The sequence below is a fragment of the Cryptosporangium minutisporangium genome, assembly GCF_039536245.1.
GTDB lineage: Bacteria > Actinomycetota > Actinomycetes > Mycobacteriales > Cryptosporangiaceae > Cryptosporangium > Cryptosporangium minutisporangium.
This window is the reverse complement of record NZ_BAAAYN010000026.1, coordinates 70,918-84,755: the sequence shown is the minus strand read 5'-3', so window position 1 is coordinate 84,755 and position 13,838 is coordinate 70,918. Positions and strand designations below refer to the sequence as shown.

The 13,838-nt window shown below is 72.3% G+C and carries 17 protein-coding genes; 11 read left to right on the top strand and 6 right to left on the bottom strand.

Going from position 1 to position 13,838, the window contains the following annotated elements; genetic code table 11:
* Positions 1-86: 86 nt before the first annotated feature.
* The gene (locus ABEB28_RS20940) at positions 87-1,019 is read left to right on the top strand and encodes a MinD/ParA family ATP-binding protein (protein WP_425558982.1); all 933 of its coding nucleotides are present in this window, start codon (positions 87-89) and stop codon (positions 1,017-1,019) included.
* Between the two features lie 16 nt (positions 1,020-1,035).
* Positions 1,036-1,773: a DUF2567 domain-containing protein gene (locus ABEB28_RS20935; protein WP_345729851.1), complete on the top strand. Its 738-nt coding sequence runs from the start codon at positions 1,036-1,038 to the stop codon at positions 1,771-1,773.
* 4 nt (positions 1,774-1,777) lie between these two features.
* On the opposite strand, the gene ABEB28_RS20930 is transcribed toward ABEB28_RS20935, so the two are convergent.
* Positions 1,778-2,515, bottom strand: a complete 738-nt coding sequence (locus ABEB28_RS20930) for an LON peptidase substrate-binding domain-containing protein (protein WP_345729850.1) — start codon at positions 2,513-2,515, stop codon at positions 1,778-1,780.
* A gap of 172 nt (positions 2,516-2,687) precedes the next feature.
* Between ABEB28_RS20930 and hisD the strand changes: the two genes are divergently transcribed.
* Genes hisD through hisF form a run of 7 tightly spaced genes read left to right on the top strand, consistent with a single transcriptional unit; the run spans position 2,688 to position 8,377 of the window.
* A complete protein-coding gene (gene hisD / locus ABEB28_RS20925; RefSeq protein WP_376981141.1) occupies positions 2,688-4,103 on the top strand; it encodes a histidinol dehydrogenase in 1,416 nt (471 codons plus the stop codon).
* A gap of 53 nt (positions 4,104-4,156) precedes the next feature.
* Positions 4,157-5,251, top strand: coding sequence for a histidinol-phosphate transaminase (locus ABEB28_RS20920; RefSeq protein ID WP_376981147.1), 1,095 nt, complete (start codon positions 4,157-4,159; stop codon positions 5,249-5,251).
* Positions 5,248-5,850: an imidazoleglycerol-phosphate dehydratase HisB gene (hisB, locus tag ABEB28_RS20915; RefSeq protein WP_345729848.1), complete on the top strand. Its 603-nt coding sequence runs from the start codon at positions 5,248-5,250 to the stop codon at positions 5,848-5,850. Before ABEB28_RS20920 ends, hisB begins: the two co-directional genes overlap by 4 nt.
* Entirely contained in the window at positions 5,847-6,458 is a 612-nt protein-coding gene (hisH, locus tag ABEB28_RS20910; protein WP_345729847.1) for an imidazole glycerol phosphate synthase subunit HisH, read from the top strand. Before hisB ends, hisH begins: the two co-directional genes overlap by 4 nt.
* A gap of 40 nt (positions 6,459-6,498) precedes the next feature.
* Positions 6,499-6,885 (top strand): hypothetical protein, encoded by a 387-nt coding sequence (locus tag ABEB28_RS20905; RefSeq protein ID WP_345729846.1) that lies wholly within the window; start codon positions 6,499-6,501, stop codon positions 6,883-6,885.
* Positions 6,882-7,607, top strand: coding sequence for a bifunctional 1-(5-phosphoribosyl)-5-((5-phosphoribosylamino)methylideneamino)imidazole-4-carboxamide isomerase/phosphoribosylanthranilate isomerase PriA (gene priA, locus ABEB28_RS20900; RefSeq protein WP_345729845.1), 726 nt, complete (start codon positions 6,882-6,884; stop codon positions 7,605-7,607). Before ABEB28_RS20905 ends, priA begins: the two co-directional genes overlap by 4 nt.
* Positions 7,604-8,377 (top strand): imidazole glycerol phosphate synthase subunit HisF, encoded by a 774-nt coding sequence (hisF, locus tag ABEB28_RS20895; RefSeq protein ID WP_345729844.1) that lies wholly within the window; start codon positions 7,604-7,606, stop codon positions 8,375-8,377. Before priA ends, hisF begins: the two co-directional genes overlap by 4 nt.
* 69 nt (positions 8,378-8,446) lie before the next feature.
* On the opposite strand, the gene ABEB28_RS20890 is transcribed toward hisF, so the two are convergent.
* From ABEB28_RS20890 to ABEB28_RS20870, 5 genes are all read right to left on the bottom strand, one after another.
* On the bottom strand, positions 8,447-9,151 hold the full coding sequence (locus ABEB28_RS20890; RefSeq protein ID WP_345729843.1) for a hypothetical protein: 705 nt from the start codon (positions 9,149-9,151) through the stop codon (positions 8,447-8,449).
* Positions 9,152-9,555: 404 nt separating this feature from the next.
* Positions 9,556-10,188, bottom strand: coding sequence for a TIGR03085 family metal-binding protein (locus tag ABEB28_RS20885; RefSeq protein ID WP_345729842.1), 633 nt, complete (start codon positions 10,186-10,188; stop codon positions 9,556-9,558).
* A 24-nt stretch (positions 10,189-10,212) separates the two neighbouring features.
* Positions 10,213-10,815 (bottom strand): TetR/AcrR family transcriptional regulator, encoded by a 603-nt coding sequence (locus ABEB28_RS20880; protein WP_345729841.1) that lies wholly within the window; start codon positions 10,813-10,815, stop codon positions 10,213-10,215.
* A gap of 1 nt (position 10,816) precedes the next feature.
* On the bottom strand, positions 10,817-11,551 hold the full coding sequence (locus ABEB28_RS20875; RefSeq protein WP_345729926.1) for an ABC transporter permease: 735 nt from the start codon (positions 11,549-11,551) through the stop codon (positions 10,817-10,819).
* A gap of 59 nt (positions 11,552-11,610) precedes the next feature.
* Positions 11,611-12,348 (bottom strand): ABC transporter ATP-binding protein, encoded by a 738-nt coding sequence (locus ABEB28_RS20870; RefSeq protein ID WP_345729840.1) that lies wholly within the window; start codon positions 12,346-12,348, stop codon positions 11,611-11,613.
* Positions 12,349-12,458: 110 nt separating this feature from the next.
* Between ABEB28_RS20870 and ABEB28_RS20865 the strand changes: the two genes are divergently transcribed.
* Together ABEB28_RS20865 and ABEB28_RS20860 are read left to right on the top strand one after the other, a co-directional pair.
* Complete coding sequence (locus ABEB28_RS20865; protein ID WP_345729839.1) at positions 12,459-12,851, top strand: MerR family transcriptional regulator; 393 nt, start codon at positions 12,459-12,461, stop codon at positions 12,849-12,851.
* Positions 12,848-13,831, top strand: coding sequence for an aldo/keto reductase (locus ABEB28_RS20860; RefSeq protein WP_345729838.1), 984 nt, complete (start codon positions 12,848-12,850; stop codon positions 13,829-13,831). Before ABEB28_RS20865 ends, ABEB28_RS20860 begins: the two co-directional genes overlap by 4 nt.
* Positions 13,832-13,838 lie beyond the last annotated feature (7 nt).

Here is a 13,838-nt window from a genome sequence, read left to right as displayed (position 1 = left end):
TGGGGCCGAGTGAGCCCGCCGACCGGGGCGAAGCGGTCAGACGTTGGCGCGCGTTACTCGGTCGATCCCGGAGCCGTCCCCGCACGGTGGGCGTCGCCCAGCCGCTGGCACCTCCGTTGGCGCCGCCGGCCCCGCCCGCGCAGCGGATCGGTGACGGGCCGATCCTGGCCGACCCGCCGCCGCCTCCGCCGCTGGTCGGCGCCGTGCCGGTCCACCAGGCGCTCGAGATCGTCCGCGCCGACGTCGGCGCGCCCAAGGCGGTGGCGTTCATCAACCCCAAGGGCGGCGTCCACAAGACGACCGCCACCGTGCTCACCGCCGCGACGCTCGGCAGCGTCCGTGGTGGCGGCGTCCTCGCGTGGGACGACAACGAGCTGCGCGGCACGCTCGGGCTGCGGGCGGGCACCGCTCGGCACGCCCGCACGGTCAAGCACCTGATCAGCGACCTCACCGGTGTGGAGAACGCGATCCACGCGGGCCACGGCATCCACGAGGTGCTGGAGAACTACCTGCGGCACGCGTCCGACGGCTCCTTCGACGTGCTGGCAGGCGACGAGGACCCGCGCGTCGCCCGGCACCTCGACCCGGACACCGTGCGCCGGCTGATGGCGCTGCTGACCGCCGCGTACGACATCGTGTGCGTGGATACCGGCAACAACGTCGAGAGCCCGAACTGGAAGACGGTGATCGAGCAGAGCGACCGGTTGGTGGTGACGACGCTGCCCCGCGAGGACGCGGCGTTCACCGCGGACTGGATGCTCGACCTGCTCGAGGAGGACGGCCACGCCGACCTGGTCGCGGACGCCGTCACGATCCTGAGCTGCCCCAGCCCGATCCGGTCCCCGCTGCTGGAGGAGCTCGCCGAACACTTCTCGCACCGCACGCGCGCGGTCGCCGTGATTCCGTACGACCCTGCCCTGGAGTCCGGTTCGACGATCGTGTTCTCGCAGATCGCCGACATCACCCGGCGGGCATGGCTGGACGCGTCCGCTGCCCTGGTCCAGGGGTGGGGGCGGTGAGCACTATGGTTGAGCAGTGCGCCAGGAATCGCCGAGTTCGTCGGACGGCGTGACGACGCCGCCGACCGCGAGTGGGCCGTCCGATGGGGTGTCCCGGCCGGGCGCGGAGTTGGTTCCGGTCGTGCGTCGCCGGCACGCCGGTGACGAGCCGGACGATCCTCTCGCGCTCACACCCGCCGCACTGTGGACCGGCCTTCGGGCGTCGGTGAGCCTGCGGGACGTCGTCGCCGCGCTGGTGCTGGCCGGGATCGTCGTCGCGCTGGGCGTCGGAACCGGGGTGCTCTGGGCCTGGATCGGACCGCACGTCCCGGTCCTGATGACCACGAACGGACCGATCCTCGCCGAGTACTACGGCGAGTCGGCGTTCGGGCAGCAGGCCACCTACGGCGGGCTGGCGCTGGTCGTCGGGCTGGTGCTCGGACCCGCCGCCTACCTGGCGCGCCCGTGGCGTGGCCCGATCGTCCTGCTCGGCCTCGCGCTCGGGTGCCTGGCCGGTGCCTGGGTCAGCTGGAAGGTCGGCACCTGGGTGGGGCGCGAGGAGTACGAGTCACTGCTGCAGCATGCGGCACCCGGACGAACGTTCTCGACGCCGGTGAAGCTGAACGCGCACGGCCTGCTGTTCCTGGAGCCGCTGGTGGCGGTGCTCGGCTACGTGGTCGTCGCGGCGTGGTCGCGATATCCCGACCTCAAGGTCGACCCGGCGCTGAACCGCGGGCACGGCCGCCACTGGGGAGGGCGTCCGCCGGACCAGTGACGCGCTAATTCGGCGACTGGGCGACCTGCAGCTGGGCGAGCGGCACCGACACCGCGTGCAGCCGGGACAGCATCGTCGCCTCACGCTTCAGCAGCCGGAGTTGCCGTCGCAGCCGTCCGACCGGGTCGTCGATCGCCAGCAGGCTCTGCTGGTCGTCGAGCGTGAGCGGTGCCGCGGAGCCGACCAGGTAGGACAGCATCGCGGGGTCGCTGGGCAGCGGTAGCGCGGGCAGCACCGCCTGTCCGGCGCTGTCGACACCGTCCTCCCGGGCCTTCTCCCCGGCTCGCAGCGTCGCGTGCAGCAACGTCCGGCAGCGGGCGAAGATCTCGCGGACCCCGGCCGCCAGCACCTCGGCTTCCTCACCCGTCCGGGCATCCGCGATCGCCTCCGGGAGCCGCTCGATCCGGCCGCGCAGGTACGGCACGTCTCCGTCGGCGGGTATGACCTCGAGCAAGCGGAACCGGTCGCGTCCGGCCGTCACCACGTCGAAGCGTCCGTCCCGGTACGGATGCACCTGGCGGAGTTCCGCGGTGCAGCCCACCTCGTAGAGCGCGGTCACGGCGTCGTCGCCGACCTCCCAGCCCTGCCGGATCGCGCACACGCCGAACTGGCGCGCGTCGGGCCCGGCGGTCATCAGGTCGCGGGTCAGTGCCCGGTAACGCGGCTCGAAGATGTGCAGCGGGAGCACCACTCCCGGGAACAGGACGGTGCCGAGCGGAAACAGCGGAATGGTCTCGGCCACGTGTTCAGCCTAGGAGCGGAGCCGCAACGCTGCGCGCCGAACTCGTACGCTGCGTCGGTTACCACACTGTGCTGCCCTGAGGTGGCGGAAAGTATTGATCGGGTCTCTGTGTTCACGAGAGCAGCACAACCACGGCGGGAAACCGGTCGGTGCGCTCCGTAGACTCGTAGCCGTGCTGACCCGAATCGACCTCCGCAGCTCTGCTGCCGATGCGCGCGGCAGCGCGGCGAGCCGTTCCGCTGCCGACCTGCGGGGCGTGCTGCCCCGCGCCGCCCTCGACGTGGACTCCGCAGTAGCGCAAGTCCGTCCGGTGGTGGAGGCGGTCGCGCATCAGGGTCTGCCGGCCGTACTCGACGCCACCCGGCGGTTCGACGGTGTGGAGGCGACCGGGGTGCGGGTGCCGGCCGAGGCCATCGCGGCCGCGGAGGCCGGGCTCGACGACGCGGTCCGGGACGCACTGCGGGAGTCGATCCGCCGCGCCCGGCTCGTCCACGCCGACCAGCGCCGCACCGACGTCACGACCCGGGTCGTCCCCGGCGGCACCGTGACCGAGCGCTTCGTCCCGGTCGGCCGGGTCGGGCTCTACGTCCCGGGTGGGCTCGCGGTCTACCCGTCGAGCGTCGTGATGAACGTGGTTCCGGCGCAGGAGGCGGGCGTGCCGTCGCTGGCTGTCGCGTCGCCGCCGCAGAAGGAGTTCGGTGGCCTTCCGCACCCGACGATCCTGGCGGCGTGCGCGCTGCTCGGCGTCGACGAGGTCTACGCGGTCGGCGGTGCGCAGGCGATCGCGGTCTTCGCGTACGGGCTGGCCGAGGCCGGGCTGAGCGGATCCGAGGGGGCAGCCGGCCCGGTGGAGCCGGTCGACGTCGTGACCGGGCCCGGCAACATCTGGGTCACCGCCGCGAAGCGGCTGCTGCGCGGCGTCATCGGTATCGACTCCGAGGCCGGCACCACCGAGATCGCGGTGCTCGCCGACGACACCGCCGACCCGGTGCACGTCGCCGCCGACCTGATCAGCCAGGCCGAACACGACCCGGCGGCCGCCTCGGTGCTGGTGACGGCGTCCACGGCCCTGGCGGACGCGGTGGACGCGGAGGTCGTGCGGCAGGTCGCGGTCACCAAGCACGTCGAGCGCGTGCAGGCCGCGCTGTCCGGACCGCAGTCGGGCATCGTGCTCGTGGACGACCTGGAGCAGGGTCTGCGGGTGGTGGACGCCTACGCGGCCGAGCACCTGGAGATCCAGACGGCCGACGCCCGTGCGGTCGCGGCCCGGGTGCGCAACGCCGGGGCGATCTTCGTCGGCGCGTGGTCGCCGGTGTCGCTCGGCGATTACTGCGCCGGGTCCAACCACGTGCTGCCCACCGGCGGCTGCGCGCGGCACTCGTCCGGCCTGTCCGTGCAGACGTTCCTCCGCGGCATCCACGTGGTGGAGTACACCGAGGAGGCGCTGCGCGAGGTGGCCGATCACGTCACCACGCTCGCCGACGCCGAGGACCTCCCCGCGCACGGGGCCGCTGTCCGAGCACGGTTCGGGAGCCGCCCCGAGGTGGCGACGGCCGGCGGTCCGAGCCAGGCCGGGTCCCCGAAGTGAGCGCGCCGACGCTGCCCGCGCCCGGTCCCGACGGGCGGTGGGCCGATCGTCTCGTGACCCTCGCCGACCTCCCGATCCGCGACGAGCTGCGCGGCTCCGAGCCCTACGGCGCACCGCAGCTGGACGTTCCGGTCGCGCTGAACACGAACGAGAACTCCTACCCGGTGCCCGAGCAGGTCGTCGAGGCGATCGTGGCCGCGGTCCGGGCCGAGGCGGCCGGTCTCAATCGGTACCCCGACCGGGAGGCGGTCGCGCTCCGCGACGGCCTCGCCCGCTACGTCGGTCACGGGCTGACCGTGCACAACCTCTGGGCCGCGAACGGCTCGAACGAGGTCCTGCAGCAACTGCTGCAGGTGTTCGGCGGCCCCGGACGCACCGCGCTGGGGTTCACGCCCGCGTACTCGATGCACCCGATCCTGGCCACCGGCACCGGCACCGCCTGGGTCGACGGGCGGCGGAAGGCGGACTTCTCGGTGGACGCCGAGAACGCCGCCGCGGACGTCCGGAAGCACGATCCGGACATCGTGTTCCTCTGCTCGCCGAACAACCCGACCGGCACCGCGCTCGGCCTCGACGTCGTGGATGCGGTGCTCGCCGAGTCCCGCGGCATGGTCGTGGTCGACGAGGCGTACGCCGAGTTCGCCCGGCCGGGCACGCCGAGCGCGTTGAGCCGGCTCGGCGCGAGCCCGCGGTTGGTGGTCACCCGAACGATGAGCAAGGCGTTCGCGCTGGCGGGTGCCCGGCTCGGTTACCTGGCCGCGGATCCTGCCGTGATCGACGCGGTCCGCTTGGTGCGTCTGCCGTACCACCTCTCCGCGCTCACCCAGGCCGCCGCCAGGGCCGCGCTCGCCCACGCGGACGCGCTGCTGGCGACCGTCGAGGCGATCAAGCAGCAGCGCGACCGGATCGTCGACGAGCTGACCGCCCGGGGCCTCGACGTGGTGCCGAGCGACGCGAACTTCGTGCTGTTCGGCGGCGTCGGCGATCAGAAGACGGTCTGGCGGCGGGTCTTGGACGAAGGGGTGCTGATCCGGGACGTCGGGCTACCCGGCTACCTCCGCGTGACCGCGGGAACCCCGGCCGAGACCGACGCGTTCCTCGCGGCCCTCGACGCCGCCCTTCGCGACAAGGAGCAGAAACCAGCATGAGCCGCACCGGACGGATCGAACGGGTCACCGGCGAGTCCAAGGTGCTCGTCGAGATCGACCTCGACGGGTCGGGGAAGTGTGACATCTCCACCGGCGTCGGGTTCTACGACCACATGCTGAACCAGCTCGGCAAGCACGGCGGTTTCGACCTGACCGTGCAGACCGTCGGTGACCTGCACATCGACGCCCACCACACGGTGGAGGACACCGCGATCGCGCTGGGCCAGGCGTTCAACCAGGCGCTCGGTGACAAGGCAGGCATCCGGCGGTTCGGCGATGCGCTGGTGCCGCTGGACGAGGCGCTGGTTCAGGTCGCCGTCGACCTCGCCGGCCGTCCGTACCTGGTGCACGAGGAGCCCGCCGTGATGGAGGTGGCCATGATCGGCACCGCGTTCCCGGGCACGCTGGTGCGCCACATCTGGGAGGCGTTCACCCACAACGCGTCGATCGCGCTGCACGTGCTGGTCCGCTCCGGCCGCGACCCGCATCACATCGCGGAGTCGCAGTTCAAGGCCGTGGCCCGCGCGCTGCGGGACGCCACCGCGTTCGATCCCCGGGTCACGGGGATCCCGTCGACGAAGGGACGGCTGTCCGGATGAGCCCGCGCGTCGTCGTGCTCGACTACGGGTCGGGCAATCTCCGGTCCGCCGAGCGGGCCCTGGTCCGCGCCGGCGCCGACGTCACGGTCACACCCGACCTGGACGCCGCCGCGGAGGCCGACGGGCTGGTGGTGCCCGGCGTCGGTGCGTACGCCGCCTGCATGGCCGGGATCGAGAAGCTCGGGGCGCAGGACGTCGTCCACGCACGGGTGGCGGACGGGCGGCCGGTGCTCGGGATCTGCGTCGGCATGCAGGTGCTGTTCGAGTACGGCGTCGAGCACGGTGTGCGTACCCACGGGCTCGGCGTCTTCCCCGGCGGCGTCACCCGGCTGACCGCGGAGCGTATCCCGCACATGGGGTGGAACACGGTCGCGGTGGGCGAGGGTTCCGCGCTGTTCCGCGGCGTGGAGGGGGAGCGGTTCTACTTCGTCCACTCGTACGCGGCACCGGCGACCGGCATCGACGGTGTGCTGACCACCGCGACCCACGACGAGCCGTTCCTCGCCGCGATCGAGCGTGGCCCGGTCGCGGCGACCCAGTTCCACCCGGAGAAGTCCGGGGACGCCGGTGCTGCGGTGCTGGGGAACTGGGTACGGGCACTGACATGACGACTTCCCGATCCGGTGCGGCTCCCGTCGGAGGCGTGCGATGACCAGCCGTGCGCGGGCGCTGGCCCGCGCTGCCCGCGAAGCCGAGGCCGAACGCCTCCGTCGCGAAGCCGAGCGGCGCGCCCGCCGGAGAGCGATCCTCACCGCCCCGTGGCGTGCGGTTCGGCGAGTGGCGGGCATTCACCCCGCGGAACCTCGCCGTCGTGGCCTGTTCCGCCGTGGCCGTACCGGCAAGCTGCGGACTCGTCGTGACCGCGCCCAGGTGGCGGCGATCGTGATGGGCCTCCTCGTCGCGCTCGTGATCGTGTTCGTCACGATCGACTCCTGGGCCCTGCGGATCGGCGCAGCCGTGCTCGCGTTACTCCTGGCCCCTGTCCTGCTCGCCCTGACTCGAACCGATTACTCCCGGAGTGTGCACCGATCATGACTAGGCTCGAGCTGCTTCCCGCCGTCGACGTCGCTGATGGCCAGGCGGTCCGGTTGGTGCAGGGGGAGGCGGGCAGCGAGACCTCGTACGGGGACCCGCTGGAGGCCGCGCTCACCTGGCAGCGTGACGGCGCGGAGTGGATCCACCTGGTGGACCTGGACGCGGCGTTCGGACGTGGATCCAACGCCGCGCAGCTGGCCGACGTGGTCAAGGCGCTCGACGTCCAGGTGGAGCTCTCCGGCGGAATCCGCGACGACGCGTCGCTGCGGGCCGCGCTGGCCACCGGGTGCACCCGGGTGAACATCGGTACGGCCGCGCTGGAGGACCCGGAGTGGTGCGCCAAGGCGATCGCCGAGCACGGTGACCGGATCGCGGTCGGGCTCGACGTCCGGGGCACCACGCTGGCCGCTCGCGGCTGGACCAAGGACGGCGGCGAGCTGTTCGAGGTGCTGGCCCGGCTGGACGCCGAGGGCTGCGCCCGCTACGTGGTCACCGACGTGCGTCGGGACGGCACGCTCACCGGCCCGAACGTGGAGCTGTTGAAGCAGGTGTGCGCGGCCACCGACCGGCCGGTGATCGCGTCCGGTGGAGTGTCCACCCTGGACGACCTGCGGGAGCTGGCCACGCTGGTCCCGCTCGGCGTCGAGGGCGCGATCGTCGGCAAGGCGCTGTACGCGGGGGCCTTCACGCTGCCCGAGGCGCTCGCGGCGGTGGCGGAGTGACCGTCGCGGTACGCGTCATCCCGTGCCTCGACGTCGACAAGGGCCGGGTGGTGAAGGGCGTCAACTTCACCCGGCTGCGGGACGCCGGTGACCCGGTGGAGCTGGCCCGGGCGTACGACGCGGCCGGCGCCGACGAGCTGACGTTTCTCGACATCACCGCGTCCTCCTCGGGCCGGGAGACCACCTACGACGTGGTGCGCCGCACCGCCGAGACGGTGTTCATCCCGCTGACCGTCGGCGGCGGGGTCCGCACCACCGCGGACGTCGACGCGTTGCTCCGCGCCGGTGCGGACAAGGTCGGGATCAACACCGCGGCGATCTCCCGTCCGGAACTGCTGCGGGAGGCCGCCGAGCGGTTCGGTTCGCAGTGCGTCGTGCTCTCGGTGGACGCGCGGCGCGTGGTCGACGGGCCGCCGACGCCGAGCGGTTTCGAGGTGACGACGCACGGCGGACGCCGGGGCACCGGCATCGACGCGGTGGAGTGGGCGGCGCGCGGCCAGGAGTACGGGGTCGGCGAGATCCTGCTCAACTCGATGGACGGCGACGGGACCAAGGACGGGTACGACCTGCCGTTGATCACCGCGGTGCGAGCCGTGGTGGACGTGCCGGTGATCGCCAGCGGCGGTGCGGGGACGCTGGAGCACTTCCCGCCCGCGGTGGCGGCCGGCGCCGACGCGGTGCTCGCCGCGAGCGTCTTCCACTTCGGCGACCTCACGATCGGCGAGGTGAAGGCCACCCTCCGCGCGTCCGGCGCCCCGGTCNCAGCTTGACCCCGCTGATTTACGCCAAAACCGTTTCCACGGCGGCCGTGGAGGCGGATTCGACGTAAATGGGCGTCCTCAGAGCTGCAGGAGGCGGCCTATTACTTCTCGGTGGCGCAGCAAGGCCACGCGGAGGTCTTCGGTGCCTTCGGCGGCCTCGGCCGAATCGGTGACCGACCGACGGAGCTTCTCCAGGCCCCGCCCGATCGCCGCGATCGAGTCTTCCAGCACGACGCTGGCTTCCCGCACCGCGCTCTCCGGGTCGTCGACGAACGCCGACTGAACGCCGAACCAGCGCTCGCGGACGGTCGCCGCGTACTCGGCGTCCAGTAGCGGCTGGACGTCCGGCCGCGCCGCGGGCGCCGCACCGTCCCGGCCGCCGTTCAGCCCGGAGCGCCCGCCGCCGGCCGGCCGCGCTGCGGGCACCAGGCCGGCGGTGCTGCTCTCGGTGCTGGTGGCGCTGCCGCCACCGAACGTGGAGTTCGGCGTGGTGGCGGCGCCGGGCGTCGCAGGCGAACCGGTGGCGGGTGCGGGCGCACTGGTCGCCGGAGCACCACTGGCGGGGGTGGCAGGTGCGCCGGTGGCGGGGCTACCGCTGGTGGACGCGCCGGTCGCGGGGGCGCCGGTCGGGGAGCTCGGCGTGCTCGTCGTGCTCGACGACGCGCCGGATCCGGGCGGCGTCGCGCTCGCGGGTGCGCCCGGTGCCCGCGGAGCGGGCGTCGCCGGAGGCGTGGTACGCGCACCGTCCCCGGCCCGGTCGCTCGTGTCGACGTCTGACTGCACTCGAGACTCCTGTCCTTTGCTCCGTTGGAGGGCCGCCCAGAGGTTATCGACGACCTCTTCGGCCGACTGCCCCGCCGGGTCGGACCCGTTGGACGTGGCAGGCGATTGCCGCCACGGAGGCGGGGCGTCCGTGCCGGGCGCGGTCGGCCGGGAACGGTCACCGGGGTGCATCTGAAGGTCCTCTCCTCATGACGGGACCGCGAGGCTCCGGTCAGCGGCGCGTCGCACGCCCGCGGAGACCTCGGGTAACCGCGGGGCGACGGTAGCGTCCGTGTGCACGGGGCCCCGCGGCGGCTCCGGCGAACCCCCCGGATCGCCGGTACCAGACCGGCACGTTACCAGCAGCTATTCGGATGAACGGCGTTTTCTCGCCCGTCGCGGGACGTCACACCACCCACATCGAGTCAGATGCCGAGGTCGGTGGTGCGGAGGCGTTCAGCCGCCGCGGCGTCGCCCTCGATCGTCACCCGGCTGTGGTCCTGCCTACCGAAGCAGAACAGCACGAGTTCGCCCGGCTCGCCGGTCACCACGACCATCGGCTCGCCGGGCTTGGCCACGCGCTCGCCGAATCCGGGTGCGGCCAGCGTCACGCCGGACGGTGCGGAGCGGAGCAGCATCCGGGCCGTGCCGAGCGTCCGCCACAGTGCTTTCTGGGCGCCGGCCGGCAACGGACGCGGTTCCCAGCCGTCCTGGGCCCGCCGGACGTCCTCGTGGTGCACGAACATCTCCACCGAGTTGGCGAGCCCGTCGACGCCGGGGAGCCCGAACGGGCTCCACCGGGGTGGGCCGGAGCGCAGATCGGTGATCAGGCCCTCGTACCCGCGGTCGCGCAGGGCGCCCAGCCGGACGCGCTCGGTCCATCCGGCGAGAGCGGCCACGCGGATACCGGGCGCACTGTCCGGACGTCGCTCGCGGACGACCAGGTGCGCGGCGAGGTCCGCGGTCGTCCAGCCGGAGCAGAGCGTCGGTGCGTCCGGGCCGATCGCCTCGAACAGGTCGGCGAGGGCGGCACGCTCGGACTGCGCGATCGTCGGCATGACCCGAGCGTAGGCGCCGGGGGACTAGCCGGTCGGCAAATTCAGCGGCTCGGTCAAGTAGCGCTGGAGAGTCGGGCCGATGCCGGCGACGAGCTCGTCCGGAGTGGCTTCGACCATCGCGGGCAGCTTGAGCAGGTACCTCGTCATCACCAGCCCGGCGATCTGCGAGGCGACCATGCCGGTTCGCAGCTCCGGGCGGTCGGCGTCGATCGCCTTCACGACGGTGGAGAAGATCGCGCTGGTCGCGAACTCGCGGAACATCGCGGCGGCCCGCTCGTGCGTCATCGCGCTCCGCAGCAGCGCGGCGAACGGGTTCTGCTCGCCCATGCCGTCCCAGATCGACAGCAGCATCCGGACCAACCGCTCGCCGAGGCCGTCGAGGCCCGGTTCGAGCAGCGTCGGGAGGAGCACCGACGGCTCGAACGGCAGCTCCATCGCGGCGACGAAGAGGTGCTCCTTCGTCCCGAAGTAGTGGTGCACGAGGGCGGGGTCGACCCCGGCCTTCCCGGCGATCCCGCGGATCGTCGCACCGTCGTACCCGAATTCGGTGAACGCCGTCCGGGCGGCGTCGAGGATCGCTTGCTGCGTCCCCGAGCCGCCGCCCGGTCGTCGTCCGGTTCGTGCCACGTCAGGCGGTCCGCCGCCGCAACGTCGCTGCTCCGAGTGCCAGCGCCGCGACCGTCGCGCCGACGACGACGGCGAGGTCGCCGACGAGTGCGGCGGTCACTTCGGGGTTGCTCTTCACTTCGTTGAGAGCATCGACGGCGTAACTCATCGGCAATACGTTACTGATCGCCTCCAGCCACCCGGCCATCGCCTCGCGCGGGGTGAGCAGCCCGCACAGCAGCACCTGGGGCAGGACGATCGCCGGCATGAACTGCACGGCCTGGAACTCGGTCTTGGCGAACGCGCTCGCCCAGAGACCCAGCGCCATGCCGAGGATCGCGTCCGCCACTGCGACGACCAGCAACAGCCACACGGGGCCCGCGGTCGTCAGATCGAGCAACCAGTAGGCGGTCGCGCACGCGACGCTCGCCTGGGCGGTGGCGGCGATCGCGAACGCGATGCCGTAGCCGAGCAGGAGGTCGGCCTTGGCCATCGGCGTGGTGAGCAGACGCTCGAGCGTGCCGGACGTCCGTTCACGCAGCATCGCCACGCTGGTCAGCAGGAACATCATGACGAAGGGGAAGACGCCGAGCAGCGCCGGTGCGATCCGGTCGAACACCAGCTGATCGTCGAAGACGTACCGGAGCAGCACCATCAGGACGCTCGGCACGACCAGGATCATCGCGACCGTGCGCCGGTCACGGACGAGCTGGGTGAGCACCCTCCTCGCCGTGACCGCGGTGGTCCGGGCGGACAGCAGCCGCCAGGACGGGCGGGACTGCCGAACCGGCGCGGCGGTCGCCAGGTCGCTGGACATCACACCACCTCCGAGGGTGCCGCAGCGGCTGCGCTCTGCCGGATGATCCGGAGGAACGCCTCTTCCAGGTCGTCGGTTCCGGTGGCCGCACGCAACGCCGCGGGTGGGTCGTCGGCGACGAAGCGGCCGTCGCGCATGAGCAGCAGACGGTCGCACCGACCGGCCTCGTCCATCACGTGGCTGGACACGACGAGCGTGGTTCCCGCTCGGGCGAGCGCGTGGAACTGTGCCCACAGCTCCTCCCGGAGCACCGGATCCTGACCGACGGTCGGTTCGTCCAGGACGAGGACCTCGGGGCGGCTGAGCAGCGCACAGGCGAGCGAGGCGCGGGCGTGCTGGCCGCCGGAGAGCGCACCGACGAGCTGGTCGGCGTGGGTTGCGAGGCCGACGTCGACGATCGCTTGGTCGGCGGCGGTTCCGCTGACGCCGAGCACGCTGGCGAAGTACCGCGCGTTCTGCCGGACGGTCAGGTCGGCGTAGACGGACGGGGCCTGGGTGAGGTAGCCCACCCGGTGGCGCAGGGAAGCGCTGCCGGCGGGCTGGCCGAGCACGGTGACCGTGCCGGACCCGATCTTCTGCACGCCCACCAGGCAACGCATGAACGTGGTTTTTCCGCAGCCGCTGGGGCCGAGCAGGCCGACCACCGTGCCGGGCGACGTGGTGAAGCTGACGCCATGCAGCACGCGACGCTTGCCGCGGTCGACGACGAGGTCGCGGACCGCTATCGCCGCCTCCATGAGGGCCTCCTAGAAATCATCAGGTGTTGAATTCAACGGTAGTGGAAATACGCACTCGCCCGCAAGGGTCGGCTTGACTTAGAGCGCGCTCGAAGGAGGAGGGTGAACGCATGACGCCAGGGCTCACCGTGCGGGAGGCCGCCGACAAGACCGGGCTGACCGGGCACACGCTGCGGTACTACGAACGGGTCGGTCTGATCTGGGACGTGCCGCGGGATGCCGCCGGGCATCGCCGGTACACCGCGAAGCAAGTCGAGTGGCTGCTCCTGCTGACCCGCCTGCGGGCCACCGGGCTGCCGATCGCCGGAATGCTGCGCTACGCGGAGTTGGTGCGGTCCGGGCGGGGCGAGGAGGACCGGCTGGACCTGCTCCAGAACCACCGGATCGAGGTCGCCGCCCGGCTCGCCGAGCTCACCGCCGACCTGGCGCTCATCGACCGCAAGATCGAGACGTATCAGCGGCGGCTGGCCGCCGCCGCACCTCATGAGGAGGAATCAGCGTGAAGCACCGCATGCTCGGCCGGGACGGCCTGGAGGTCTCCACCCTCGGCCTCGGCTGCATGGGCATGAGCGCGTTCTACGGCGCGAGCGACGAGGCCGAATCGGTGGCGACTCTGCGCCGGGCGATCGAGCTCGGCGTGACGTTCTGGGACACCAGCGACATGTACGGCTTCGGCGCCAACGAACGCCTGCTGGCGACCGTGCTCGCCGAGCACCGCGACGCCGTGCAGCTCGCCACCAAGTTCGGGATCACCACGGATGCCGACGGCAGCCGCCGGGTCCGGAACGATCCGGAGTGGATCCGCCAGGCGATCGACGCGTCGCTGCAGCGGCTCGGCACCGACCACGTCGACCTGTACTACCTGCACCGACGCGACCCGGCCGTGCCGATCGAGGAGGCCGTCGGCGCGATGGCTTCGCTGGTGGCCGAGGGCAAGGTGCGGTACCTGGGGCTGTCCGAAGTGAACGGCGAGACGCTGCGCAGGGCACAGGCCGTGCACCCGATCGCGGCCGTCCAGAGCGAGTGGTCGCTCTGGACCCGCGATCTGGAGGACGACGTCGTCCCGGTCGCCCGCGAGCTCGGCGTCGGACTCGTGCCGTACTCGCCGCTCGGGCGTGGTGCGCTGACCGGAGCGGTCACCTCGCTCGACCAGCTCGCGCCGGACGACTTCCGTCGCAGCAACCCGCGGTTCGCGGACGGCAACCTCGACCGGAACGCCGTGCTGGTGCGGGCCGTCGCCGACGTGGCGAAGGAGATCGGCTGCACACCCGCCCAGGCGGCACTGGCGTGGCTACTCGCGCAGGGTGACGACGTGGTGCCCATCCCCGGCACCCGCAAGGTGCACCGGCTGGGGGAGAACGCGGCGGCGGCCGATCTGGTGCTGACGCCCGCGCAGGTCGAGGCCCTCTCCCACGCTGTTCCGCGAGAGGCTGTGGCCGGCCAGCGCTACGACGCGCGCGGGATGGCCGGAGTGAATCTTTAGACTGGAG

What these genes read in the sequence shown, in the direction of transcription:
- hisB (WP_345729848.1), top strand. Translation starts at nt 5,248, where the DNA reads ATGAGCCGCACCGGACGGATCGAACGGGTCACCGGCGAGTCCAAGGTG.
- hisH (WP_345729847.1), top strand. Translation starts at nt 5,847, where the DNA reads ATGAGCCCGCGCGTCGTCGTGCTCGACTACGGGTCGGGCAATCTCCGG.
- ABEB28_RS20905 (WP_345729846.1), top strand. Translation starts at nt 6,499, where the DNA reads ATGACCAGCCGTGCGCGGGCGCTGGCCCGCGCTGCCCGCGAAGCCGAG.
- priA (WP_345729845.1), top strand. Translation starts at nt 6,882, where the DNA reads ATGACTAGGCTCGAGCTGCTTCCCGCCGTCGACGTCGCTGATGGCCAG.
- ABEB28_RS20885 (WP_345729842.1), bottom strand. Translation starts at nt 10,188, where the DNA reads ATGCCGACGATCGCGCAGTCCGAGCGTGCCGCCCTCGCCGACCTGTTC.
- ABEB28_RS20870 (WP_345729840.1), bottom strand. Translation starts at nt 12,348, where the DNA reads ATGGAGGCGGCGATAGCGGTCCGCGACCTCGTCGTCGACCGCGGCAAG.
- ABEB28_RS20865 (WP_345729839.1), top strand. Translation starts at nt 12,459, where the DNA reads ATGACGCCAGGGCTCACCGTGCGGGAGGCCGCCGACAAGACCGGGCTG.